The sequence below is a fragment of the Sphingomonas sp. Leaf9 genome (assembly GCF_001421355.1).
In the GTDB taxonomy this organism is placed as follows: domain Bacteria; phylum Pseudomonadota; class Alphaproteobacteria; order Sphingomonadales; family Sphingomonadaceae; genus Sphingomonas.
In genome coordinates this window covers 391,664-416,184 of the sequence record NZ_LMKC01000004.1, presented here as the reverse complement: position 1 = coordinate 416,184, position 24,521 = coordinate 391,664, and the positions used below count along the sequence as shown (strand labels likewise).

25 protein-coding genes are annotated in these 24,521 nt (G+C 67.3%); 19 read left to right on the top strand and 6 right to left on the bottom strand.

Features of this window, described 5'->3' with window-relative positions; genetic code table 11:
• Positions 1–132 precede the first annotated feature (132 nt).
• The 8 genes from rho (at position 133) to ASE58_RS12915 (ending at position 9,005) form a co-directional block, all read left to right on the top strand.
• Positions 133–1,389, top strand: coding sequence for a transcription termination factor Rho (rho, locus tag ASE58_RS12950; RefSeq protein WP_055757276.1), 1,257 nt, complete (start codon positions 133–135; stop codon positions 1,387–1,389).
• Between the two features lie 263 nt (positions 1,390–1,652).
• Positions 1,653–1,883 (top strand): DUF6489 family protein, encoded by a 231-nt coding sequence (locus tag ASE58_RS12945; protein WP_055821952.1) that lies wholly within the window; start codon positions 1,653–1,655, stop codon positions 1,881–1,883.
• Entirely contained in the window at positions 1,873–3,162 is a 1,290-nt protein-coding gene (mnmE, locus tag ASE58_RS12940) for a tRNA uridine-5-carboxymethylaminomethyl(34) synthesis GTPase MnmE (protein ID WP_055821949.1), read from the top strand. Before ASE58_RS12945 ends, mnmE begins: the two co-directional genes overlap by 11 nt.
• A 25-nt stretch (positions 3,163–3,187) precedes the next feature.
• Positions 3,188–5,014, top strand: a complete 1,827-nt coding sequence (mnmG, locus tag ASE58_RS12935; RefSeq protein WP_055821946.1) for a tRNA uridine-5-carboxymethylaminomethyl(34) synthesis enzyme MnmG — start codon at positions 3,188–3,190, stop codon at positions 5,012–5,014.
• Positions 5,011–5,631: a 16S rRNA (guanine(527)-N(7))-methyltransferase RsmG gene (rsmG, locus tag ASE58_RS12930; RefSeq protein ID WP_055821944.1), complete on the top strand. Its 621-nt coding sequence runs from the start codon at positions 5,011–5,013 to the stop codon at positions 5,629–5,631. Before mnmG ends, rsmG begins: the two co-directional genes overlap by 4 nt.
• Positions 5,628–6,407: a ParA family protein gene (locus ASE58_RS12925; protein WP_055757286.1), complete on the top strand. Its 780-nt coding sequence runs from the start codon at positions 5,628–5,630 to the stop codon at positions 6,405–6,407. Before rsmG ends, ASE58_RS12925 begins: the two co-directional genes overlap by 4 nt.
• Positions 6,404–7,330, top strand: coding sequence for a ParB/RepB/Spo0J family partition protein (locus tag ASE58_RS12920; RefSeq protein ID WP_055757288.1), 927 nt, complete (start codon positions 6,404–6,406; stop codon positions 7,328–7,330). The genes ASE58_RS12925 and ASE58_RS12920 overlap by 4 nt, the downstream gene beginning before the upstream one ends.
• Before the next feature lie 43 nt (positions 7,331–7,373).
• Positions 7,374–9,005, top strand: a complete 1,632-nt coding sequence (locus ASE58_RS12915) for an ATP-binding protein (RefSeq protein ID WP_235513616.1) — start codon at positions 7,374–7,376, stop codon at positions 9,003–9,005.
• Between the two features lie 49 nt (positions 9,006–9,054).
• On the opposite strand, the gene ASE58_RS12910 is transcribed toward ASE58_RS12915, so the two are convergent.
• Positions 9,055–10,512 carry a M23 family metallopeptidase gene (locus tag ASE58_RS12910; RefSeq protein ID WP_055821942.1) on the bottom strand — a complete coding sequence of 486 codons (1,458 nt, stop codon included), beginning with the start codon at positions 10,510–10,512 and terminating at the stop codon, positions 9,055–9,057.
• A 197-nt stretch (positions 10,513–10,709) separates the two neighbouring features.
• Between ASE58_RS12910 and ASE58_RS12905 the strand changes: the two genes are divergently transcribed.
• The 6 genes from ASE58_RS12905 (at position 10,710) to ASE58_RS12880 (ending at position 16,246) form a co-directional block, all read left to right on the top strand.
• A complete protein-coding gene (locus tag ASE58_RS12905; RefSeq protein ID WP_055821940.1) occupies positions 10,710–13,217 on the top strand; it encodes a helicase-related protein in 2,508 nt (835 codons plus the stop codon).
• A complete protein-coding gene (locus tag ASE58_RS12900) occupies positions 13,217–13,540 on the top strand; it encodes an RNA-binding S4 domain-containing protein (protein ID WP_235513615.1) in 324 nt (107 codons plus the stop codon). The genes ASE58_RS12905 and ASE58_RS12900 overlap by 1 nt, the downstream gene beginning before the upstream one ends.
• Positions 13,541–13,579: 39 nt before the next feature.
• Positions 13,580–13,918: a ferredoxin FdxA gene (gene fdxA, locus ASE58_RS12895; protein ID WP_055757295.1), complete on the top strand. Its 339-nt coding sequence runs from the start codon at positions 13,580–13,582 to the stop codon at positions 13,916–13,918.
• 238 nt (positions 13,919–14,156) lie between these two features.
• Positions 14,157–14,690 (top strand): CarD family transcriptional regulator, encoded by a 534-nt coding sequence (locus tag ASE58_RS12890; protein WP_055757298.1) that lies wholly within the window; start codon positions 14,157–14,159, stop codon positions 14,688–14,690.
• A gap of 124 nt (positions 14,691–14,814) precedes the next feature.
• Complete coding sequence (locus ASE58_RS12885; protein WP_162233527.1) at positions 14,815–15,513, top strand: GIN domain-containing protein; 699 nt, start codon at positions 14,815–14,817, stop codon at positions 15,511–15,513.
• Positions 15,514–15,553: 40 nt separating this feature from the next.
• Positions 15,554–16,246: a GIN domain-containing protein gene (locus tag ASE58_RS12880; RefSeq protein ID WP_055821933.1), complete on the top strand. Its 693-nt coding sequence runs from the start codon at positions 15,554–15,556 to the stop codon at positions 16,244–16,246.
• Positions 16,247–16,281: 35 nt separating this feature from the next.
• Here the strand turns inward: ASE58_RS12880 and ASE58_RS12875 are convergent, their stop codons facing one another.
• Positions 16,282–17,370 carry an alkene reductase gene (locus tag ASE58_RS12875; RefSeq protein ID WP_055821931.1) on the bottom strand — a complete coding sequence of 363 codons (1,089 nt, stop codon included), beginning with the start codon at positions 17,368–17,370 and terminating at the stop codon, positions 16,282–16,284.
• A gap of 135 nt (positions 17,371–17,505) precedes the next feature.
• Between ASE58_RS12875 and ASE58_RS12870 the strand changes: the two genes are divergently transcribed.
• Positions 17,506–18,339, top strand: coding sequence for a DMT family transporter (locus ASE58_RS12870; protein ID WP_327196341.1), 834 nt, complete (start codon positions 17,506–17,508; stop codon positions 18,337–18,339).
• A gap of 2 nt (positions 18,340–18,341) precedes the next feature.
• Here ASE58_RS12870 and ASE58_RS12865 read toward each other — a convergent pair whose 3' ends face one another.
• The gene (locus ASE58_RS12865) at positions 18,342–19,532 is read right to left on the bottom strand and encodes an amino acid aminotransferase (RefSeq protein WP_055821928.1); all 1,191 of its coding nucleotides are present in this window, start codon (positions 19,530–19,532) and stop codon (positions 18,342–18,344) included.
• A 111-nt stretch (positions 19,533–19,643) separates the two neighbouring features.
• Positions 19,644–19,892 (bottom strand): glutaredoxin domain-containing protein, encoded by a 249-nt coding sequence (locus ASE58_RS12860; RefSeq protein WP_055757308.1) that lies wholly within the window; start codon positions 19,890–19,892, stop codon positions 19,644–19,646.
• Positions 19,893–19,991: 99 nt separating this feature from the next.
• Here ASE58_RS12860 and ASE58_RS12855 point away from each other — a divergent pair, with 99 nt between their 5' ends.
• The 3 genes from ASE58_RS12855 to feoB all read left to right on the top strand — a co-directional run bounded on the left by ASE58_RS12855 (position 19,992) and on the right by feoB (position 22,882).
• Complete coding sequence (locus ASE58_RS12855) at positions 19,992–20,678, top strand: COQ9 family protein (protein ID WP_055821925.1); 687 nt, start codon at positions 19,992–19,994, stop codon at positions 20,676–20,678.
• A 64-nt stretch (positions 20,679–20,742) separates the two neighbouring features.
• Positions 20,743–21,000 carry a FeoA family protein gene (locus ASE58_RS12850; RefSeq protein WP_055757311.1) on the top strand — a complete coding sequence of 86 codons (258 nt, stop codon included), beginning with the start codon at positions 20,743–20,745 and terminating at the stop codon, positions 20,998–21,000.
• A gap of 28 nt (positions 21,001–21,028) precedes the next feature.
• Positions 21,029–22,882 (top strand): ferrous iron transporter B, encoded by a 1,854-nt coding sequence (feoB, locus tag ASE58_RS12845; protein WP_055821922.1) that lies wholly within the window; start codon positions 21,029–21,031, stop codon positions 22,880–22,882.
• A gap of 8 nt (positions 22,883–22,890) precedes the next feature.
• Here the strand turns inward: feoB and ASE58_RS17580 are convergent, their stop codons facing one another.
• Positions 22,891–23,067: a DUF4169 family protein gene (locus ASE58_RS17580; protein ID WP_082468003.1), complete on the bottom strand. Its 177-nt coding sequence runs from the start codon at positions 23,065–23,067 to the stop codon at positions 22,891–22,893.
• Positions 23,068–23,183: 116 nt separating this feature from the next.
• On the opposite strand from ASE58_RS17580, the gene ssb reads away from it, so the two are divergent.
• Positions 23,184–23,759 carry a single-stranded DNA-binding protein gene (gene ssb, locus ASE58_RS12840; RefSeq protein WP_055821918.1) on the top strand — a complete coding sequence of 192 codons (576 nt, stop codon included), beginning with the start codon at positions 23,184–23,186 and terminating at the stop codon, positions 23,757–23,759.
• A 125-nt stretch (positions 23,760–23,884) separates the two neighbouring features.
• On the opposite strand, the gene ASE58_RS12835 is transcribed toward ssb, so the two are convergent.
• Positions 23,885–24,481: an ankyrin repeat domain-containing protein gene (locus ASE58_RS12835; RefSeq protein WP_055821915.1), complete on the bottom strand. Its 597-nt coding sequence runs from the start codon at positions 24,479–24,481 to the stop codon at positions 23,885–23,887.
• Positions 24,482–24,521: the final 40 nt, after the last annotated feature.

The window sequence follows — 24,521 nt, the reverse complement described above, 5'->3', positions numbered from 1 at the left end:
GCTTGACTTGTCGACTACCGCAACCTAGGTCGGAGACAGTGGTGCCCGGTCCTCGGTGCGCCCGTCCCAGCCGCTTGTGTCCGCCTTGTTTGCCGACCTTGCCTCACCATCGCTGATCTGGACCACCCCCCGATGCATCTCAAAGACTTAAAGAAACATGCGCCCGCCGACTTGGTCTCGATGGCCGAGGAACTGGGCGTCGAAGGCGCGTCGACGATGCGCAAGCAGGACCTGATGTTCGCGATTCTCAAGGCACGTGCCGAGAATGGCGAACAGATCATGGGCGTCGGCACCATCGAAGTGCTGCAGGACGGCTTCGGCTTCCTGCGCAGCCCGGAGGCGAATTATCTGGCCGGGCCGGACGATATCTATGTCTCGCCGAACCAGGTCCGCAAGCACGGCCTGCGCACCGGTGACACGGTCGAGGGCGAAGTGCGTGCGCCCAAGGACGGCGAACGCTATTTCGCGCTCAGCAAGCTGGTGTCGGTCAATTTCGACGATCCCGATGCGGTGCGCCACCGGGTCAATTTCGACAACCTGACCCCGCTCTATCCCGAGAGCAAGCTGACGCTCGACCAGCTCGACCCGACGGTCAAGGACAAGTCGGCGCGGGTCATCGACATCGTCAGCCCGCAGGGCAAGGGCCAGCGCACGCTGATCGTCGCCCCGCCACGCGTCGGCAAGACCGTCATGTTGCAGAACATGGCGAAGGCGATCACCGACAACCACCCCGAAGTGTTCCTGATCGTTCTGCTGATCGACGAACGTCCGGAAGAAGTGACCGACATGCAGCGCAGCGTGAAGGGCGAGGTCGTGTCCTCCACCTTCGACGAACCCGCGCAGCGCCACGTCCAGGTCGCCGAGATGGTGATCGAGAAGGCGAAGCGGCTGGTCGAGCACAAGAAGGACGTCGTGATCCTGCTCGACAGCATCACCCGTCTCGGCCGCGCCTACAACACGGTCGTGCCGTCGTCTGGCAAGGTGCTGACCGGCGGTGTCGATGCGAACGCGCTGCAGCGGCCGAAGCGCTTCTTCGGCGCGGCGCGTAACATCGAGGAAGGCGGTTCGCTGTCGATCATCGCCACCGCGCTGATCGATACCGGCAGCCGCATGGACGAAGTGATCTTCGAAGAGTTCAAGGGCACCGGTAACTCGGAAATCGTCCTTGATCGCAAGGTCGCCGACAAGCGCATCTTCCCGGCGCTGGACGTCGGCAAGTCGGGCACCCGCAAGGAAGAGCTGCTGGTCGACAAGACCAAGCTCAGCAAGATGTGGGTCCTGCGCCGCATCCTGATGCAGATGGGCACCATCGACGCGATGGAGTTCCTGCTCGACAAGATGAAGAATTCGAAGACCAACGAGGACTTCTTCGATAGCATGAATCAGTGATCGAATGCGCCCTGCGACATGCTGTCGCAGGAGACGCGCCGATCCGGCCGGCGGGTTGAAAACCCGACCGACGACGCGGGCGAAGCCGGCGTCCGCCCCACGAACCGCCCGTCTTTTCCACAGCGAAAAGGCGGGCGTTGTCGTATCCACCCTGTTCACAAAGCTGTGGATAACTTCCGCGACGGAGCGGCAAACCCCGCACCCTTATCGCCATCCACTGCTTTTCCCCCTATCGTGCCCTCACACCACAGGGGAAAACGCCCATGAAGATCAACGTCGAAGTCGATTGCACGCCGGAGGAAGCGCGCCGCGCGATGGGCTTGCCCGACTTCACGCCGGTCCATGAACGCTATGTCGCGATGCTGACCGATACGATGGAGAAGGGCGCCAGCCCCGAATTGCTCGACCAGTTGATGAAGAGCTGGGCGCCGATGGGCGAGGCGGGCATGGCCTTCTGGCGCAAGATGTTCGAAACGACGGGCCGTGGCGGCTGACACAATCTTTGCGGTGTCGAGCGGCCGTCCGCCCGCCGCCATCGCCGTGCTGCGAGTTTCGGGCGCAGGCGCGCTGGAGGCGACGACCCGGCTGGCCGGCAGCCTCCCGCCGCCCCGCCGCGCTGCGGTGCGGGCGTTGCGTGACCCTGTGGATAACCGGTTGCTCGATCGGGCATTGGTGCTGGTGTTTCCGGGGCCGGCGACCGCGACCGGCGAGGATTTGGTCGAGCTGCACCTGCATGGCGGCCGCGCGGTCGTCGCCAGTGTCGAGCGGGCGCTGGGGCGGCTTTCGGGCCTGCGTGCCGCGGAGCCGGGCGAGTTCACCCGCCGAGCACTGGCCCATGGCCGGATCGATTTGACCGAGGCCGAAGGGCTGGGCGACCTGTTGTCCGCCGAGACCGAGGCGCAGCGGCAGATGGCGCTGGCGAACAGCGATGGCCGGCTGCGGCGCGCGGTGGCCGAGTGGACCGCGACCGCTACCCGGCTGTCGGCGGTGGTCGAGGCGGTGCTCGACCATGCCGACGAGGATGATGTCGACGCCGGTAACGACGTGCTGACCGGCGTTCGCGTGCAGGCCGGTCAACTAGCGCGCGCGATCGGCGCGGTGCTGGCGGTGCCGCCGGTCGAGCGGTTGCGCGACGGCATCCGCGTGGTGCTGGCCGGGCCGCCCAATACGGGCAAATCGACCTTGCTCAACGCGCTGGTCGGGCGGGAGGCGGCGATCGTCTCGCCGATGGCCGGTACGACGCGCGACGTGATCGAGATTCCGGTGACACGCGAGGGCGTGGCGTGGCTGTTCCTCGACACCGCCGGATTGCGCGACGACAGCGACGATCCGATCGAGCGGATCGGGATCGCGCGGGCGGAGGGATCGATTGCGGGCGCGGATGTCCTGTTGTGGCTGGGTGACGACGCGCCGCCGGCAACGGAACGCATAATCGCGCTCCATCCCCGGTCGGATATTCGGGAGGCGGCACCCGATGGGCGTATCGCCGTGTCTGCTGCGACGGGCGACGGGATCGATGCCGTCTGGTCGGCATTGGCGCGGGAAGCGTCGCTGCTGCTGCCCAAGGTCGACGACTTGTCGCTCAATCGACGACAGGCGCAGCACGCCGGGACGGCGGCGGCTGCGCTGGAGCGTGCGGCGATGCAGGACGACCCGCTGTTGCTGGCCGAGGAATTACGCTATGCGGTGCAGGCATTCGCGGCATTGACCGGAATGCGCGCGACCGAGGCCGTTCTTGACGATCTGTTCGGTCGCTTCTGTATCGGCAAATAATGTTCCACGTGGAACCACGAGCAGCATGACCTTTGATGTAGTGATCGTCGGCGGCGGCCATGCCGGCACCGAAGCAGCCGCAGCGGCGGCGCGACGCGGCGCAACCACGCTGCTGATCGATTTCGACCCGACCCGAATTGGCGCGATGTCGTGCAACCCGGCGATCGGCGGGCTCGGCAAGGGCCATATCGTGCGCGAGATGGACGCGCTCGACGGGCTGATGGCGCGGGCGTCGGATGCGGCGGCGATCCATCACCGGATGCTGAACCGGTCGAAGGGATCGGCGGTGCAGGGTCCGCGCGTCCAGGCGGATCGGGTACGCTATGCCGCGGCGGTGCGCGACCTGTTGGCGCATCCGAAGTTGACGGTGCTGTGTGGCGATACGGTGGCGCTGGTCACCGATGGTGATCGGGTCGCCGGGGTCGAGCTGGCCGATGGCAGCCGGATCGCGGCGCGGACGGTGGTGCTGGCGACGGGCACGTTCCTCGGCGGAACGATGTTCCGGGGCGAGGAGCGCGCCGTCGGGGGCCGTGTTGGCGAACGCGCGGCGACCCGGCTGGGACAGCAGTTGCGCGACCTGGCGCTGCCGATCGCGCGGTTGAAGACCGGCACGCCGCCGCGCCTCGACGGGCGGACGATCGACTGGGCGGCACTGCCCGAACAGCCGTCCGATGCCGATGCGTGGACCATGTCGCCGCTGTCCGATCCTGCCCGGCGCCTGCCGCAGCTTGCCTGTGCCATTGCGCGGACAACGGCGGAGACGCATGACATCATCCGTGCCGGGCTGGACCGGTCGCCGTTGTTCAGCGGATCGATCGAGGGGCGGGGGCCGCGCTATTGCCCGTCGATCGAGGACAAGGTGCATCGCTTCGGCGATCGCGACGGGCATCAGATCTTCCTCGAACCCGAAGGACTGGATACGCATCTGGTCTATCCCAATGGCGTGTCGACCTCGCTGCCGACCGATGTGCAGCTGGCGATGCTGCGCAGCGTCGCAGGGCTGGAGCGGGTCGAGATCGTCACGCCAGGCTATGCGGTCGAATATGACTATATCGACCCGCGTGCGCTGTCGGCGACGCTGGGGTTGCGCGCGCTGGGTGGGCTGTATTTCGCCGGGCAGATCAACGGCACGACCGGCTATGAAGAAGCGGGCGGGCAGGGGCTGGTCGCCGGTGCCAATGCGGCGGGCGAGGCGCTGGAAGTGGAGCCGCTGATCCTGCCGCGCGAGTCGAGCTATATCGGGGTGATGATCGACGACCTGGTGTTGCAGGGCGTGTCGGAACCCTATCGCATGATGACCGCGCGGGCGGAGTATCGGTTGCGGCTACGGTCGGACAATGCCGCCACGCGACTGGGCGCAATCGGTGCGCAGGCCGGGCTGTTGTCGGCGGAGCGGCTGGCGTTCAATGCAGCGCGGGAAGTACGGCGGGCGGACTTGGCCGGGGCGCTGTCGACGCGGCATATCGCCAATGCGCTGGCTGCGAAGGGCGCGCCGGTCAGCGGTACCGACACCCGCAGCGGCGGCGAATGGCTGCTGGTGCCCGGCGTCACGCCGCAACATCTGGGGATCGAGGGGCAGGACGAGGTGTTGGGCGAGTTGATCGAGGATGCGCGCTATGCGCCCTATCTGGAGCGGCAGGCAGCAGAGCTGGCGGCGGCGCGGGTTGATCATGTCTCGTTGCCGGCGGACTTTGCTTATGGCGCGGTGCCCGGCCTGTCGAACGAAATGGTCGAGCGATTGACCTCCGCCGCGCCGGAAACGCTGGCGGCGGCGGGGCGTATTCAGGGGGTGACGCCGGCGGCGCTGGTCGCGATCCTGCTGCACCATCGTGGGGGCAAGCTGGCGGCATGACCGAAGCGGATGCACGCAGCTGGATCGAGCAGCGGTTCGGGGCAGAGCGCACCGGCCTGCTCGCGCGGTTTGCCGAGCGGATCGTCGCTGAGACCGCCCATCAGAACCTGATCGCCGCGTCGACGATCGAGCATATCTGGGAACGGCATCTGCTCGATTCCGCGCAGCTGGTGCCGCTTGCCGAAGGAGCGGGGGTTGGCGACTGGATCGACATTGGATCGGGCGCGGGCTTTCCGGGTATCGTTGCCGCGATCCTGACCGACCGGCGGGTCGTGCTGGTCGAACCGCGCGCGCGACGCGCCACGCTGTTGAGGGAGATGGCGGCCGATCTAGGTCTGTCCAACGTCGTGGTCCATCAGGCGAAGATCGAGAAGCTGGCGGCGGATCGTCCGGCGGCGATCATCACCGCGCGTGCGGTGGCACGATTGGCCGCGTTATTTGCGATCGGCCATCGGCATAGCGACTCCGATACGATATGGGTGTTGCCGAAAGGACGTTCCGCCGCCGAGGAGCTGGTCGAGGCCAAGGCCGACTGGCGCGGAATGTTTCACGTGGAACATAGCATTACCGATCCGACATCGTCGATCGTGGTCGCCAGGGGAGTGCGCCAAGCATGATTTGCATTGCCATCGCGAACCAGAAGGGGGGCGTCGGCAAGACCACCACGGCGATCAACGTCGGGACCGCGCTGGCCGCAACCGGGTTGGAGGTGCTGATCCTCGACCTCGATCCGCAGGGGAACGCGTCGACCGGGCTCGGCATCGGTCGCAACGATCGCGACTATTCGACCTATGACCTGCTGGTTGGCGATCTGATGCTGAACGAAGCGGCGATCGCGACGAAGGTGCCGCGGCTGTCGATCGTTCCCGCCACCGTCGACCTGTCGGGCGCGGAGATCGAACTGATCGAGTTCGAGGAGCGGACCCATCGGCTTGACCGGGTGGTCGAGGCGAGTGGCGGCCGTTGGGACGTGATCCTGATCGATTGCCCGCCGTCGCTGGGATTGCTGACCATTAACGCAATGGTAGCGAGCCATGCGCTGTTGGTACCGCTCCAGTGCGAATTCTTCGCGCTGGAGGGGCTCAGCCAGCTGCTGAGCACCGTCGAACGGATTCGCGGCCGGTTCAATCCGGGACTGTCGATCCTCGGCGTGGTGTTGACGATGTACGACCGGCGCAACCGGCTGACCGATCAGGTGTCGGACGATGTGCGCGCGGTGTTGGGGAAAGTAGTGTTCGATACGGTGATTCCGCGCAACGTGCGCCTGTCCGAAGCGCCCAGCCACGGCATGCCGGCGTTGATCTATGATTATCGCTGCGCCGGATCGGAAGCCTATATCGCGTTGGCGCGGGAAGTGATCGCTCGCCTGCCGTCGCTGGCGGAGGCGGCATGAGCGAGCAGGCAGCACCGCGTCGTCCGCGCATGGGTGGGCTCGGCCGGGGGCTGAGTTCGCTGCTCGGCGACCCGGAAGGGGAAGTGTCCACCGCGCGTGGCGCCACCCCGCCCAGCGGCGTGCGCCAGCTGCCGGTTACCGCGCTTGCGCCGCTGCCTGGACAGCCACGTCGGTTTTTCGACGAAACTGCGCTCGACGAACTGGCCGAATCGATCTCGGCGCGCGGCGTGATTCAGCCGATCGTCGTTCGCCCGCACGGCAAGGGTTATCAGATCGTCGCGGGCGAGCGCCGCTGGCGCGCGGCGCAGCGGGCACGACTGCACGAGGTGCCGGTGGTCGTGCGCGACTTCACCGATGCCGAGACGATGGAAATCGCGCTGGTGGAGAATATCCAGCGCCGCGACCTGACCGCGATCGAGGAGGCCGAGGGCTATCGCCGGCTGATCGACGAATTCGGTCATACGCAGGAAGCGCTGGCCAATCTGGTCGCCAAGTCGCGCAGCCATGTCACCAACCTGTTGCGCCTGCTCGAACTGCCCAAGCCGATTCAGGATATGGTGGGCGACCAGCGGCTGAGCATGGGCCATGCCCGCGCGCTGATCCATGTGCCCGGTGCCGAAACCATCGCCGAAAAGGTGGTGGCGAAGGGGCTGTCGGTGCGCGATGTCGAGCGGATGGCGCGGCAGGCACGCGATCCCGAGCCGAAGCGGGTGCGCACGCCGCGCGATCCGGCCATGGGCGACGGCGGGGCGGACGGCGCGACCGATGCCGACCTGCGCGCGCTGGAGCGGCAGTTGGGCGACGTGCTGGGGCTGAAGATTCAGATCAACCATGGCGAGAAGGGTGGGGCAATCACGATCGGCTATTCCACGCTCGGCCAGCTCGATATGGTTTGCCAAAGGTTAAGCGGCGAACGCATCTGATACGCAAAATTTACGGGTAGGCCGGCATGCTATGGATATGAACATGCCGATTCGCCCGCCTTTGGCCGGTACGACCGACAGCGTACCGACGATCGGTGTCCTGCTGGATATCTCCGGTGCCTCCAGCCGCCTGCTGCTCGATATGCAGGCGGTGTCGGACTTTGCATCGCGACAGGGACCGGACACCGAATCTGCCGGACAGGTCGGGTCGCTGGTGAAGCTGCAGATCGGCCGGACCTGGGTCGTTGCCAGTATCCGGTCGACCCGGCTGGCGGACGACGGGTTGAACCTGATCGCCGAAGTCGATCTGATGGGGGAGGGCTATGAACCCGAACCCGGGCAGGGCATGCGCGGATTTCGCCGCGGCGTGACGCGGTATCCCTTGCCGGGATCAGCGGTACATCCGGTGTCACGCGATGCGCTGCGTCGAATCTATGCGATGCAGGACCGCCCGCATATCACCATCGGCACGGTCCATATGGCACCGGATTTGCGCGCGGCATTGTATGTCGATCCGTTGCTCGGCAAGCATTTCGCATTGGTCGGATCGACCGGGACCGGCAAGTCGACCTCGGCCGCGCTGATCCTGCACCGGATCTGCGACTTCAGCCCGCACGGCCACATTGTCGTGATCGATCCGCATGGTGAGTATGCGACGGCCTTTGCCGACAAGGGCGAACTGCTCGACGCATCCAATCTGCAATTGCCCTATTGGCTGCTCAACTTTCACGAACATTGCGACATCCTGCTGACGTCCGAAGGGTCGGCGCGGCAGATCGAGGCGGACATTCTCGCGCGCTGCATCCTGGCGGCAAAGGCCAAGAGCCGGATGGCGCAGGAAATCCCCCGCATGACCGTCGATGCGCCGATCCCCTATCTGCTGTCTGACCTGATGACGATTCTACAGGCGGAAATGACGCGGATGGACCGGGGCAGCGACAACGCGCCCTATCTGCGGCTGAAGGCGCGGCTGGAAGAGATACGCGCCGACCCGCGCTACGCATTCATGTTTTCAGGCATGCTCGTCGCCGACACCATGGCCGCCTTCCTGAAGCGGGTGTTCCGCCTGCCGGCAGAGGGCAAGCCGATCTCGATCGTCGACGTGTCGGCGGTGCCGTCCGAAATCACGTCGGTCGTGGTCGCCGTCCTGTCGCGGCTGGTGTTCGACTTCGCCATCTGGTCGCGGGGGGAAAGTCCCAAGCCGGTGCTGCTGGTGTGCGAGGAGGCACATCGCTACGTCCCGAACGAACGCGTCGGATCGGGGTCGTCGGCGGCCGGCATCCTCAGCCGGATCGCAAAGGAAGGCCGCAAATATGGCGTGTCGCTGGGCCTCATCACCCAGCGTCCGTCCGATCTGGCCGAAGGGGTGCTGTCGCAGTGCGGCACGATCCTGACCATGCGGCTGAACAACGAACGCGACCAGGCTTTCGTCCGCGCGGCGATGCCCGAGGATGCGCGCGGATTCCTCGACGCCATTCCGGCGCTGCGCAACCGGGAATGCATCATCGTCGGCGAAGGGGTCGCCACGCCGATCCGGGTATCGTTCGACATGCTCGAAGCATCGCGCTGTCCGGCCTCCGCCTCACCGTCCTTCACGGAATTGTGGCAGCAGGAGGGGGGCGAGGATGCGATGCTGGACCGGACGATCCGTCGCTGGCGCACGCAGGGGCGGTAGGGGCTAACAAGGGGAGGTTCGCGCGGCCGCTGTGCCGGCGAACCGGGGCCTACCGCGCGCCGACCCCCATCAACCGGGCGACATGCTGGCGGAAGCGCGACAGTTCGTCGCCCTGCAATTGCTGCACCGTTGCAAAGGCGACCGAGCGCGGATTGACCGGCACGCCGTTCTTCCACAGCTCATAATGCAGATGCGGGCCGGTCGACAGGCCGGTCGAGCCGACATAGCCGATCACCTGCCCCTGCGACACGCGGCTGCCGGCGCCTACGACGATTCGGCTCATATGGCCATAGCCGGTGGCCAGGCCGCCGCCATGGTCGAGCTTCACGAAATTGCCATAGCCACCATGCCATCCGGCGCTGGCGACGCGGCCGTCGGTGGTCGCGCGGATCGGGCTGCCATAGGCGGCGGCGAAATCCATGCCCTTGTGCAGCCGGCGGAAGCCCAGCACCGGATGGACGCGCCAGCCGAAGTTGGACGAGATGCGCGCGGCAACAGGCCACATCATCGTGCCCTTGCGTTCGCCCACGCCCTTGGGATCGAGCCATTCGGTTCGGCTGCCATCCTGCCAGCGGACCAGGCGGACGTCGCGACGGCCATTCAGACCTGCGTAGAGGAGCTGGCCGAGCTGTACTTCGCCGGTGGCGGCGCGGGCCTGTTCGACGATCAGGTCGAAACCGTCGTCCTGGCCGACCTGTCCCATCGGAACGAGACCGGACACGGTGCGGATATAGGTTTCGACCGCCTTGGCCGGGGCACCGGCGGCACGGGCGGCGCGGTACAGGCTGGCGCCGACGCGACCGCGGATGCGCAGCGGGGTGTGGTCGATCGCGATCGGCCGCGCGTCGAGGCGCAGCACACCCCCATCGCGGACGATATCGATCGCGAGATCGAATTTCGCGCGAAAGGCGAGTTTTTCGAGCGGGCGGGGCTGTGACAGGCTGTCGCGGCGGCCAAGCGTAATGTCGAGCCGGGTCCCCGGCGTCAGCTCGCCCGGATCGACCCGCCCGGCGACGAGGGCGGCAACCTGCCGCGCTTCCCCGGCACCGACGCCAGTGCGTTCGAGCGCGCCGGCGATGCCGCTGCCGAGCGTTGCCGTCGCCTCGACGATCGGGCGTTCGGGCGTATTGGCGAGGGGGACAACGCGCGCGGTAGCCGCCAGCCGCATCCCGCTGGTCCCGCCCAGCGCGCTCGCGCCGAACGACAGGCTACGTGCTTCGTCAAGCGCGGTGCCGTCGAGCGGGGCGGGCACCGCGCTCAGGATCGGGCGGTTCCACGATGGCGCCAGTGCCCAGACGGCGGCGCACAGCCCGGTGCAGGTGGCCAGCCCCCGCCACCAGTCGCGCGATCCGATCGCGGCGCCCAGATCGGGGGTCCAGTCGAACGATTCGATGCGGCCGCGCCATGGGGCGGTGCGCGCCGGGGCGGATAGGATCGGCGCACGACCGAAGCGTAGCGCGCTGGTCCCGCCGGCCAGTTCCAGTCCATGATCGGTGCGCAGGAACACGCCCAGCCCCCAGTATCGGCCGCCCGACCCGGCCCGGTCCTCTTCCCCTGTGAAGCCAAATATTTAAAGTCAAATGAACCACGCGGATGGCGCCAGCGCGTGCGATGGAGCGTGGCTGCGCTGCGACCGGATGAATCCTTTTGCGGAACCCGCAAAACCCGTTGCGTGCAGGCGCGGCACACCCGATGTTGCAGGGGATGAGCCAGTTCGCGCGTAGCCCGGTCACGGCAGTTCTGGGGCCGACCAACACCGGCAAGACCTATCTCGCGATCGAGCGGATGTGCGGCCATGCGTCGGGGATGATCGGTTTCCCCCTGCGACTGCTGGCGCGTGAGAATTACGATCGCGTGGTCGCGATGAAGGGCGCGGAGAATGTCGCGCTGGTAACCGGCGAGGAACGGATCGTCCCGCCCAAGGCGCGCTGGTTCCTGTGCACCGCCGAATCGATGCCGCTGGAGCGCGAGACGGCGTTCGTCGCGCTGGACGAGGCACAGCTGGGCGCCGATCCGGAACGCGGCCATGTCTTTACCGACCGGCTGTTGCGCGCGCGAGGGCGGGAGGAGACGATGATCCTCGGCTCCGATTCGCTGAAACCCATGATCCGTGCGCTGGTGAAGGATGCCGAAATCATCTCGCGCCCGCGCTTTTCGACGCTTAGCTATGCCGGCGCGCGCAAGCTATCGCGCCTGCCACGCCGCTCGGCGATCGTCGCCTTTTCGTCCGAAGAAGTGTACGCCGTGGCGGAGGCGATCCGCCGGATGCGCGGTGGCGCGGCAGTGGTGATGGGGGCGCTGTCCCCACGCACGCGCAATGCCCAGGTGGCGATGTTCCAGTCGGGCGAGGTCGATTACCTGGTCGCGACCGATGCGATCGGCATGGGGCTGAACCTCGACGTGGCGCATGTCGCCTTTGCTTCGCTCCGCAAGTTCGATGGTCGGCGACAGCGGCGGCTGACCGTCGCCGAAATGGCGCAGATTGCCGGCCGGGCGGGGCGGCATCACCGTGATGGCACCTTCGGCGCGCTGGTCGAGGAGGGGCCGAACGCCTTCACGCCGGAGGAAGTGCTGGCAATCGAGGGGCATCACGTTCCGCCGCTGGAGCGACTCTATTGGCGTAGTGGTGAGCCGGATTTCTCCAGTATCGACGCGCTGATCGAGAGTCTTGAAGCGCGACCAAACCATCCGGTGCTGACCGCCGCGCCCGAAGCGATCGACCTGATCGTGCTCAAGCGGCTGGCCGAGGAGGATTGGGTTCGGGCGCGCACCCGCTCGCCGATGATGGTCCGGCGGCTATGGTCGGCATGCGGCCTGCCCGATTTCCGCAAGCTGGGGCCCGATCCGCACAGCCGCTTCGTCGGGCGGGTCTTCAGCCATTTAAGCGAGGGGGCGGGGCATATCCCGCACCAGTGGTTCGCCGACGAATTGCAGCGGCTGGACCAGATGAACGGCGATGTCGAGACGATCGCCGGGCGGATCGCGGCGGCACGCAGCTGGGCCTATATCGCGCACCGCGCCGACTGGCTGCTCGATCCCGAACATTGGGCGGCGCGGACGCGCGGCGTCGAGGAAAAGCTGTCCGATGCACTGCATGACCGGTTGCGGCAGCGCTTCGTCGATCAGCGGACGACGGTGCTGCTGCGCCGGATCGGCGCGGGGGCGGCGGATTTGCCGGTCGATGTCGCCGCCGATGGCGCGGTCAGCGTCGATGGCCATGCGCTGGGCCGGCTAACCGGATTCCGGTTCGACGTGTCGCCCGACACGCGGGTCGCCGACAAACGTCTGCTGATCGCAGCGGCGGAAAAGGGCTTGGCCAGCGAGCTGCGCAAGCGCGGCAGCGAGCTGATCGCGGCAGCCGATGCCGAGCTGGCGCTGGCCGCCGAGCCGGGCGCGATCCCCGAGATTACGTGGAACGGGCTGACCGTCGCCGCGCTGACCGGTGGTACCACGCTCGACCGGCCGGTGGTGACACTCGACCGCAGCCTGCAGGTCCTCGACCGCCCGGCGCAAGGCGAGGTGCGCGAGCGGCTGGCGGCTTGGGTGCAGTCTGACGTTGCCCGACGTGCGCCGACATTGGGCGCGCTGGCGGCATTGGCGCGCGATCCGGCGGCGAGCGGATCATTGCGCGCAGTGGCGGCGGCGCTGACCGAAGTCGGCGGGATCGCCCCGCGCGACGGGTTCGATGCGATGCTGGTGCCGCTGACTGGCGATGACCGGCGGCGGCTGCGCAAGGCAGGGGTGGTGATCGGGGCGCTCGACCTGTTCGATGCGCGCCTGTTCAAGCCGGCGGCGGCCAGGTGGCGCGCGGCGTTGCTGGCGGCGCGCGACGGTCATCCGGTCGAGGCGCTGGCGCCGACCGGTGCGACCGTGTTGCCGGTCGGGCAGGGGGCATGGGGCTTTCGCCGGTTCGGGCCGCAGGCGGTGCGGGTCGACCTGATCGAGCGGCTGGCGCAGGCGGCACATGACGCGCGCAGGGGGCATGCACCGTTCGCGCCCGATCCGGCGCTGGCGGTATCGATGGGATTGAAGGCGGAGACGATCGCGCGGCTGATGGCGCAGCTGGGCTTTCGACCCACTGCCCCGGCAGGCGACGTGCCGCAATGGCGCTGGGCGCCGGCCCGGCGTCGGGCGCCGGCACCGCCCCCGCGTGCCGTTGCGCGTCCCGGCAGCGCCTTTGCTGCCTTGGCCGATCTGGGGTTCGATCGCTGATGGCGGCGCGCGCACCGGAACCGGTGCCGCACATGCGGCTCGATATGTTCCTGTGGTACGCGCGCTTTGCCAAGACCCGCAGCGCGGCGCAGGCGATCGCCGAAAAGGGCACGTTGCGGCTGGATGGTCGGCGGATCGAACGGGCGCATTGTCCGGTGCGGGTCGGCATGGTCATCGCCTTTCCCCAGGGCGGCCGGGTCCATATCCTGCGGGTTCAGGCGCTGCCGATCCGGCGTGGCCCGCCCGCCGAAGCGCAGGCGCTGTACACCCTGCTGGAACCGAGTGGGTCGGGCCCCGTTGACGGGGGCGACGACCCGGCATAACGCGTTGGGGAACCGCTTTCTCGGAGTTTGGACGGACCCATGACCTACGTCGTCACCGACGCCTGCATCCGCTGCAAATACATGGACTGCGTCGAGGTGTGTCCGGTCGATTGCTTCTATGAGGGCGAGAACATGCTCGTCATCAACCCGAGCGAGTGCATCGACTGCGGCGTCTGCGAACCGGAATGCCCGGCGGAAGCGATCCTGCCCGACACCGAGAGTGGGTTGGAGCAGTGGCTGGAGCTGAACAATACCTATTCGGCGCAGTGGCCCAACGTCACCCGCAACGCCAACCAGACCCCGCCTGATGCCGACAAGTGGAAGGGCGTCGAGAACAAGATCGAGCATTTCTCGGCCGAACCCGGCGCGGGCGACTAAGCCCAGCCGATCATGTTCCACGTGAAACCATGGCCGGGCCGCGACAGCGGTTCCGGCCTTTGGCTTTGCGCTGGTAATTTTGTTGCAACGTTGCTATAATCCCACGTGACGGCGGCAGTTTGATGCCCCGCCCGGAGACCACCTTTAGCAACGTCCCACGTCGTCCAACCTGCCGCCGCCGGATATAGCGATGGCAGGAATCGATGCTTTAGGGACGACGACCACGGAAAGGTTACCAATGGCTGCCAAGGCATTGTCCTTCGATGTCGGCGATTATGTCGTGTACCCCAAGCACGGCGTTGGCCGTGTGATCGAACTCCAGCGTAGTGAGATCGCTGGCATGCAACTCGAACTCTATGTGCTGCGCTTTGAAAAGGAACGCATGACGCTGCGCGTTCCGACCAACAAGGCGGAAAGCGTCGGCATGCGCAAGCTGTCGTCGGACAAGACCATGCGCGAGGCCATGGAAACGCTGAAGGGCAAGCCCAAGGTCAAGCGGACCATGTGGTCGCGCCGTGCGCAGGAATATGAAGCGAAGATCAATTCGGGCGACCTGGTGTCGATCGCCGAAGTGGTCCGCGACCTGTTCCGTGCCGACGACCAGCCCGAGCAGAGCTATTCCGAGCGTCAGATTTTCGAAGCGGCAGCCAGCCGCCTCGCCCGCGAACTGGCCGCAATGGAGCAGGTTGACGAGCCCAAGGCGCTGGAGCGGATCATCGAGATCCTGCGCGACGCTGCAGCGATCTATAACAAGGAAAAGACCGCCGCCTGACGGGTGTGTGATCCAGACCGGGTAAAAAAGGGGCGGCCAGCAACGGTCGCCCCTTTTTTATGGTCAGCCTGCTGGCGACCCGCCCCAACATAGTGTATTACTACAGCAACACATGGAGGGGGCGATGCATCGTTGGATGGTCCTGGCCATGCTCGGCCTGACGGCATGCGGCGGCGATAGCGCCGTTCCTGACGCCGCCACGGACGAGCAGCTGGCCATTTTGCGCGATTTCGACACCGTTGCGCTCGACAGTCGCGATTCGGTGGAAGTCCGCCGGGGCGAGGGCTTTGCCGTCCGGGTCGAAGGTCCAGCCGAACGCCGCGCCGGCCTGATACTCCGCCGCGATGGCCATATCCTGCGGATTAGTCGCAGCGAAGGCGGGCTGTGGGCCGTCGATCGTGATGCTGCACGAATCGTGGTGACGATGCCGGTGATCGCCGCGGCCACGCTGTCGGGGTCGGGCGACATCACGATCGACCAGGCAGGCGATCCGTTTACCGGGACGCTGGGTGGATCGGGCGACATGACCATCGGGCAGCTACAGGGCGGCCGGACGACGCTGACCGTTGCCGGTACGGGCACGATCGCCGCTGCGGGATCGGTGCGGTCGCTGACGCTGACCATTGTCGGCTCAGGCGATATCGATGTGCGACAGGTACAGGCGGCCGACGCGGCGGTGTCGATCACCGGCAGCGGCGATATCAAGGCTGCGATCGATGGCCCGGCGCGGGTGTCGCTGACCGGCAGTGGCTCCGCGATGCTGGGGCGCGGTGCCCGCTGTACCGTCAACCGGGTCGGCACCGGTGAGGCGCATTGCGGCTGACCGGCTTGTCACGCAGGCGATAACGCGGGATGCAAGCGGGATGATCGCATCGCTGCTCGCCGCTGTCCTGCTCACGCCCGCCGCCGCTGCCGTGCCGCCGCTGCAGGCCGAGCGTCGCTTGATGCTGACCGGGTTCGACCGGATACAGGTCGACGGGCCGTTCACGGTGCGCGTCGCGGCGGGGGCGGCGATCGGCGGCCGGATCGTCGGCACGCCGCGTGCGCTGGATGCGGTGGATGTGCGGGTCGAGGGGCAGATGCTGATCGTCGCGCCGGCCCGCGACGATCGCGGTCGTCCCAATGCCGCGTCGGCTGAACCGCTGGTGATCGAACTGACCAGCGACCGGGTGATCGGCATTTCAGTGCGGGGTCCGGCGCAGGTCCGGGTCGAGCGGATGGCCGCCGCGCAGGTCGACCTGTCGCTGACCGGCGACGGATTTATCGAGGTCGGCACCCTGGAGGCGGGACGGATCGAGGCGATGCTGATCGGATCGGGGCGGCTGGCGCTGGCCGGACGTGGCGATGACGCGCAATTTCTGGTCAACGGCCCCGGCACGATCGATGCCGACCGGCTGACGATCGACGCGCTGCTGGTCCACAGCCAGGGGACCGGTACCGGCAAGTATCGCGCGCGCTATACCGCCGAGGTCAACGCGCAAGGGTCGGGCATGGTGACGGTCGCGGGCACGCCGCGCTGCCGGACGCAGGGCAGCGCGACGATCCGCTGCGGATAGCCGGGGCCAAGGCCACCAGCTATCCGCGCACGGCATCAGGCGGGTTCGTGCGCCAGCGTCGGGTAATCGGTGTACCCTTCCGGCCCATGCGAATACCACGTCGCCATCTCGTCCTTGTTGAGCGCTGCACCGCGCTCCAGCCGCAGCGGCAGGTCGGGATTGGCGAGGAACGGGCGGCCAAAGGCGATCGCGTCGGCGACGCCGCCATCCAGTTCGGCCTGCGCCTTTTCGCCGTCATAGTCCTGGTTGAGCACCAGCGGGCCGGCAAAGACCTTGCGGATCTCGGGCGATACGCGCGGCTGGGTCGCGCTGCCGAAGGTGCCGTCGGGGCCGGGTTCGCGCAATTCGAGGAAGGCGATGCCCTTGTCCGACAGCAGCTTTGCGGCGGGCACGAACACCGATGCCGGATCGCTGTCGATCACGCCCTGCGTATCGCCATTGGGCGAGAAGCGGACGGCGGTGCGGCCGGCACCGACCTCGGCGATCAACCGGTCGACCACCTCGCCCAGCAGGCGGATGCGGTTTTCCGGGCTGCCACCATAATCGTCGTCGCGCTGATTGGCGCCGTCGCGCAGGAACTGGTCGATCAGATAGCCATTGGCGGCGTGCAGCTGCACCCCATCGAAGCCGGCGGCCTTCGCATTGCGCGCGGCACGCGAATAATCGTCAAGGACGCGGGCGATATCGTCGAGCGTCGCGGCGAACGCCTGCGCATAGGGTTTCTTGCCGTCATAGGTGTGCGCCTGGCCCGGTGCGGTCGTGGCCGAGGACGACAGCGGCGCGGCACCGCCCAGGAAATCGGGATGCACCACCCGGCCCATATGCCAAAGCTGGGTCACGATCCGGCCGCCGGCGGCATGGACGGCATCGGTAACGGGCTTCCACGCCTCGACCTGTTCATCGGTCCACAGGCCCGGCGCGAACGGCCAGCCCAGCCCCTCGCGGCTGATGCCGGTTCCTTCGGAAATCAGCAGGCCGGCGGATGCACGCTGCGCATAATAGTCCGCCATGATCGCGGTCGGCACATGTTCGCGCGTACCGCGACCGCGCGTCAGCGGCGCCATCAGCACGCGATTGGGTGCCTGAATATCCCCCAGCGTGATGGGGTCGAACAGACTGGGCATAACTGAAAACTCCTGAATCCCTGCAAATACAGGCGACGTCGAAAAGATAGGGCGGTAGGGGGCGGCATGCAGCCGGTACCGCCTGAAACAAATATTTTGCCGTCCCCAAGAACGCCGCGTGGCGCGATTGTTGCCGTGGTCGGTGCGAATATCGCGCTCGCCTTTGGGCCATGGTTCGTGCGGCTGGCCGATACCGGGCCGGTCGCGGCGGGGTTCTGGCGGATCGCGCTGGCGCTGCCGGTGCTGCTGGTCGCCGCCGCCGGACGTGACGGGCGGGCGATGCTGCCGCCGCGCGGCCTGTGGCTGCCGCTGCTGGTCGGCGGGCTGGCCTTTTCGGTCGATCTGGGGGCGTGGCACATCGGCATCCGCCGGACGACCTTGGCCAATGCCACGCTGTTCGGGAACTGCGCGGTGCTGATCTTTCCGCTGTATGGCTTCATTGCGATGCGCCGATGGCCGACCCGGACGCAGGGACTGGCGCTATCGCTGGCGGCGGTTGGCGGCGTGCTGCTGCTCGGCCGCTCGGCGGAACTGTCGTCGCGGCATCTGGCGGGCGATCTGTTCTGCCTGCTCGCCGGGGTGCTCTACGCCGTCTATTTCATCGCGATGCGCGGGGTGCGCCAGACGATGGCGCCGCTGCCGGCGCTGGCGCTGTCGAGCATCGCGGGGGTGCTGCCGCTGCTGCTGTTTGCGCTGGCGCTGGGTGAGACGATCCTGCCGCAACACTGGGGGCCGCTGTTCGCACTGGCGCTAGTCAGCCAGATCGCGGGGCAGGGGCTGATGATCTATGCGCTGGGGCATCTCAGCCCGCTGGTCGTCGGGCTGGCACTGCTTGTCCAGCCGCTGGTCGGCGCAACGATCGGCTGGCTGGCCTATGGCGAGCGGCTGGGGCCGATGGATGCGGTTGGCGGCGCGCTGGTGGCGGCGGCGCTGGTGATCGTCAGCGCACGCCGCTCCCCCGAGCGATAGGATCAGGCGATCCCGGCGCGGCCCAGATCGACCAGCGCCTCGCCGAAGCGGGCGATGTCGCCGGGTGCGAAGCCGGCGATGTTGATGCGGCCCGATCCAGCCATGTAGATGCCGTGCGTCGCGCGCAGCCATTCGATCTGCGCCGGATTGAGCGGCAACGTGGCGAACATGCCCTTGCCGTGCGCCAGCGGGGCGAGATCGACCGATCCGCACTGGCCCAGCCCGGCCAGTTCGCCGCGCAAACCCTGCAACCGGGTGCGCAGCGCGTCCAGCTCGCCGCGCCAGTCGGCGGCCAGCTGTTCGTTTTCCAGCACGATCCGCACGGCGGCGGCACCGTGATCGGGCGGCATCGACCAGTTGGCGCGCGCCAGCGCCAGCAGGTTCGACAGCACGATGTCGCGCGCCTCGCCATCGGGGGTGGTCGCCCACAATGCACCGGTGCGTTCGCGGTACAGCCCGAAATTCTTGTCGCAGGAATAGGCGACGATCGCGAACGGTACCGCCTCCAGCACCCGGCGCGTGCCGGCGGCATCCGCCTCCATCCCGTCGCCCAGCCCCTGATAGGCAAGGTCGATGAACGGCACGAGCCGGCTGTCGGCGATGGCATCGGCGATCGCCTGCCATTCCTCCGCCGTCGGATCGATACCGGTCGGGTTGTGGCAGCAACTGTGCAGCAGGATCGCGTCGCCCGCCTCCGCCTGGCCGATCGCGGCGCGGATCGCGGGCAGGTCGATGGTCTGTGCGGCCATGTCGAACATCGGGTGCGGCACGACGACGATCCCGGCAGCGGCAAAGACCGGCGCGTGGTTAGCCCAGCTCGGCTGGCCGACCAGGATGCGACGCACCCCGGCCTTGGCCAGCAGCTCGGCACCCAGCCGCAGCGCGCCGGTGCCGCCCGGCGTCTGCAATCCGCAGCGCCGCTCCGCCGGGAAATCGCGCCCGAATACCACGGGCTCGAGCAGCGCGACAAAGCCCTTGTCGCCCTCCGGCCCCAGATACGCCTTGCTGTCCTGCGTCGCGATCAGGCGCATCTCGGCCTGTTTTACCGCCTGCATCACCGGGGTATGGCCATGGTCGTCGCGAAACACGCCGACGCCCAGGTCGATCTTGTGCGGGCGGGGATCGGCGCGGAACGCCCCGATCAGTCGGAGCAACGAATCGGCGGGCTGGGCGACCAGCGAACGGAACGGCATGGGAACTCCCGGAGATGGGGTGATCGGCTGCCTATAGGCCGATCCATGCGGCAAAGGGCAGGTAAAACCCTATCTCCGGGTACGGAAATGGCGCCGGGCGTGGCGCTTCGATCACAGGTTCGCGAGATAGCGTTCCACATCGTCGCTGCCGCCGATGCGCTGTCCGTCGATAAAGGTCTGCGGCGTGGTCTCGACGCCATGTTCGGCCTTGAACGCGTCCACGTCCTCGCGGCTGCGCAGGATCTGGTCGTCGACGGTGAAGCCCGCCGATTGCAGCAGCTGCTTCGCCTTCACGCCGAACGGACAGGTGTGGTCGGGCAGGACCATGCGGTACAGCGTCGCTTCACGGGTATCGGACATGGGTGGTTCCTTGTGATCGGGGAGGATGGTGGCATAGCGTACCGGACCGGAGCGGGTTCCGCCGTTGCCGTTTGACCCCGCGCGCCCTAGCTAGAGGCGATGATGGAGGATGCGATGGCCCCGCTGGCACCTGCCGACCTGACACTCGACGAACTGCGCGCCGCGCTGGCGCCGCTGGTCGCCGCCAATGCCGCGTTCGACGGCTGGAACGACAAGGCGGTGGAGGCGGCTGCGCGCACCTTCGGTGCCGATCCCGATGTCGCGCGGCTCGCCTTTTCGGGCGGTGCGGTCGAGATGATCGACGCATGGTTCGCCGACATCGACCAGCGGATGATCGCGGTGGTCAGCGCCGATGCCCTTGCCGCGATGAAGATTCGCGAACGCATCACCGCGCTGGTCGAGGCGCGGCTGGCGGCGGTGGCGAGCGAGCGTGAGGCGCTGCGCCGGGCGCTGGCGATCCTCGCGATGCCGCAGAATGTCGCGCGCGCGACGAAGCTCGGCTGGCGGACGGTCGACCTGATCTGGCGGCTGGCCGGCGACAAGGCGACGGATTACAATCATTACACCAAGCGGGCGATGCTCGGCGCGGTCTATGGCAGCACCATCGCCGTCTTCCTCGACGACGAAAGCGGCGGCCATGCCGATACCCGCGCGTTCCTGGCGCGGCGGATCGACGGGATCATGCGCTTCGAAAAGCTGAAGGGCCGCATCCTCGCGTCGCGCGATCCCGAACGGCGGCTCAGCCTGTCGCGCTTCATCGGACGGCTGCGCTATCCGGCGGTCTGACCGGCGGACGCGGGTGGCAAAGAATCCGCTTTCCTTGCGCCGGGCTTATTGCTAATTAGTCGCAATGTTGTCACCCAATCTGCACCTAACCCAGCTGCCCCGCACCTGCCGGGCAACGGTCGCATCGGTCGATTGGGAGGGCATGTCCCCTGGGGAAGCGCGGCGGTTGCGCGAATTCGGCCTCGACGAAGGGGTCGATATCGAACTGCTCCACCGTGCGATGCTGTCGGGCGGGCCGCTGGCCTGCCGCATCGGGCGGATGACGGTAGCGCTCCGGGCGCATGTCGCCGGGGCGATCCGCGTCGCGCCGCTGGCGAGCTGATTTACCCGGCGCCGACGGTCCCGCCACAGTGAACGCTGCACCTCTGGTCGCGCTGGTCGGCAATCCCAATGCCGGCAAGACGGCGCTGTTCAACGCGCTGACCGGTGCCCGGCAGAAGGTCGGCAATTATCCGGGCGTCACCGTGGAACGCCATTCGGGCCGCCTCGCGCTCGACGACGGGCGGCCGATCGAGCTGGTCGACCTGCCCGGTACCTATAGCCTCGATCCCTCCAGTCCCGACGAAGCGGTCACGCGCGACGTGGTGCTGGGGCGACAGTCGGGGGAGCGGCTTCCCGACGCGCTGATCGTCGTCGCCGACGCCACCAACCTCGACAATCACCTGCGCTTCGTCCTGCAGCTGAAGTCGCTCGGGCGGCCGATGGTGCTGGCGCTCAACATGATCGACATGGCGGCGCGCGACGGGTTGAAGATCGACCTGGCCGCGCTGTCCGCCGAACTCGACCTGCCGGTCGTGGCGACGGTCGCGGTGCGCAAGCGCGGCCTCGACGAACTCCGCATGGCGCTGGCCGAGATCCTCGCCGCCGCGCCGCGCACCGTACCGATCGAGGCCGTCGAGTCGGACATCCGCCATTTCCAGCGCGAGGCCCGGCGCATCTCCCGCGCCGCGACCGTCGAACAGCCGCGGATGCGTGCCGTCACGCGCGGGCTGGACCGGGTGGCACTGCATCCGGTCATCGGCCCGATCCTGCTGCTCGCGATCCTGTTCGTGATGTTCCAGGCGGTGTTCAGCTGGTCCGAAGCACCGATCGGCTGGATCGAGGGGTTGCAGGCCTGGCTCGCCGATCAGGCGACTGCCGCGCTGCCCGACAACTTCCTGCGGTCGCTGCTGGTCGAAGGGATCATCAACGGCGTCGGATCGGTCGTGGTGTTCCTGCCGCAGATTTTGATCCTGTTCCTGTTCATCCTGCTGCTGGAGGCATCGGGGTACATGGTGCGGGCCGCGTTCCTGATGGACCGGTTGATGAGCGGCGTCGGCCTGTCGGGGCGTGCGTTCATCCCGCTGCTGTCGTCCTTTGCCTGCGCCATTCCCGGCATCATGGCCACGCGGTCGATCGACGATCCCAAGGAACGGCTGACCACGATTCTGATCGCGCCGCTGATGACCTGTTCGGCGCGGCTGCCCGTCTACGCCGTCATCATCGGGGCGTTCATCCCGGCGCGGGCGGTGCTGCCGGGCGTGGGGTTGCAGGGGTTGGTGCTGCTGGTGCTGTACCTGACCGGGATCATCGGCGCCGTGCTGGCCGCATTCGTGCTGCGCCGCACCGCGACCAAGGGCGTGGGCGGCGGATTCCTGATGGAAATGCCGCGCTATCAGCTGCCCTCGATCCGCGACATCGCCATCGGGCTGTGGCAGCGCGCCTATGTCTTCCTGCGCCGCGCGGGCACGATCATCCTGCAGGTGACGGTCGCGCTGTGGCTGCTCACCTCCTATCCTGTGGCACCGGCGGGGGTGAAGCAGTCGGAATATTCGATCGCCGGCCGGATCGCATCGGGGCTGGAGGTCGTGCTACGGCCGATCGGCTTCAACCACGAAATGAGCCTTGCCGTCATCCCGGCCATGGCGGCACGCGAGGTCGCGGTGTCGGCGCTCCAGACCGTCTATGCGATCGACGCAGCGGATGAGGAACAGGGCGCGCAGGAACTGGGCGGGCGGCTGCGCGGCCGCTGGAGCCTTGCCACCGCGCTCGCCTTCCTCGCGTGGTTCGTGTTCGCGCCGCAGTGCCTGTCGACGATCGCGGTCGCCCGGCGGGAGACCAATGGCTGGAAATGGCCGCTGGTGATGATCGGCTATCTGTTCGCGCTCGCCTATATCGCGGCGGGGGCGACCTACTGGACGGCGGTGGCGTTCGGACTGGGGTAGGCGGGTCGCTATTCCTCCAGCTTCGCCCCGTCGAGTAACGCCTTGCGCCGTGCGTCCTCGCTCTCCTCCACCGCCTTTTCCGTCTTGGTCCGGCCGAACTTGCGGCGATTGGCGTCGGCTTCCTGCGTCTTCGCCGCCTTGGTGCGCCCTTTGCGGAACTGGTTGAGGTTGATGACGTCGCCCATGCGCGGCTCCTCCCTGACGCACATAGTCTGAACCCGTGCCGGCCTTGCGGCAAGCACTGGCGTCGCGCCGCGCGCTGGCATAGGAAGCCGGGCTGTATCTTTCTCGGAGAAGCGCCATGGCCGGCAGCGTCAATAAAGTCATCCTCGTGGGCAATCTGGGTCGCGACCCGGAATCGCGGTCGTTCCAGAATGGCGGGAAGGTCGTGAACCTGCGCATCGCGACGTCGGAATCGTGGAAGGACCGCAATTCGGGCGAGAAGAAGGAAAAGACCGAATGGCATTCGGTCGCGATCTTCAACGAAGGCCTTGCCAACGTCGCCGAGCGATTCCTGCGTAAAGGTTCGAAGGTCTATATCGAGGGCCAGCTGCAGACGCGGAAGTGGCAGGACCAGCAGGGCCAGGACAAGTACAGCACCGAAATCGTGCTGCAGGGCTTCAACAGCGTCCTGACGATGCTCGACGGTCCTGGTGGCGGTCAGGGTGGCGGCGGCGGCAGCCGTGGCGGTGGCGACTTTGGCGGCGGCGATGATTTCGGCGGCGGGTCGGGCGGCGGCTATGGCGGTGGTGCCTCGGGTGGATCGCGCGGCGGCAGCGGCGGCGGGTTCAACTCGGGCGGCAACAAGGGCGGCAATTTCGGTGGCGGTTCGGGTGGCGGCTTCGGCGACGATCTGGACGACGACGTTCCGTTCTGATCGCCCGTTACCCTCGGCGACAGGAAAACGGCCCGCTTTCCGATGGGAAGGCGGGCCGTTTTCGTTGGCTGGATCGGCTCGCGACCCGGTGGATCAGCCTGTGGATAACCTTGTGGGAAACCGTGTCAGAACCGCGGCCCCGCCACCGCCGCCTTGGGCTTCTTCGCCGGCGTTTCGTCCAGCAGCTTGAGCAGCGCCGGCGTGCGGGTGTCGCGCTTGGCATAATCGCGCGCCGACATGCCGGCCATCACGTCGGCCTGGTCGGGATTGGCCCCGGCGGCGATCAGCGTGCGCACCATGTCGAGGTTGCGCAGCTGTACCGCGCGGATCAGCGGGGTTTCGCCGCTGCTGTTCCCCAGGTTCAGGTTCGCATTGCGCGCGGCCAGCGCGTTGATCGCCTCGACCGCCCCCGATTCGACCGCCAGCAGCGCGGGCGTGTTACCGCGATTGTCCTGCAGGTTCGGGTTCGCGCCCTTCGCCAGCAGGAAGCGGAGATAGGTCAGGTTTCCGTTCTTCGCGACGATGTGCAGCGCGCCCTCGCCGGTCGAGCGGTCCTTGGTATTGATGATCGTCTGGCCGGGCTGGCCGAGAATATCGTTGACCTTGTTGCCGTCCTCGTCGCGGATCGCCTTCAGGAACAGATAGCCCGGCGACATCTGCTGCGCGTGCGCCGCAGCGGGCAGCATCAGCGCGGCGGCGAGGGCGAGGCGGAGGACGGACATGGGGGAAGCTCCAAAGGACGTGACGTGGCTTGCAAGGCGT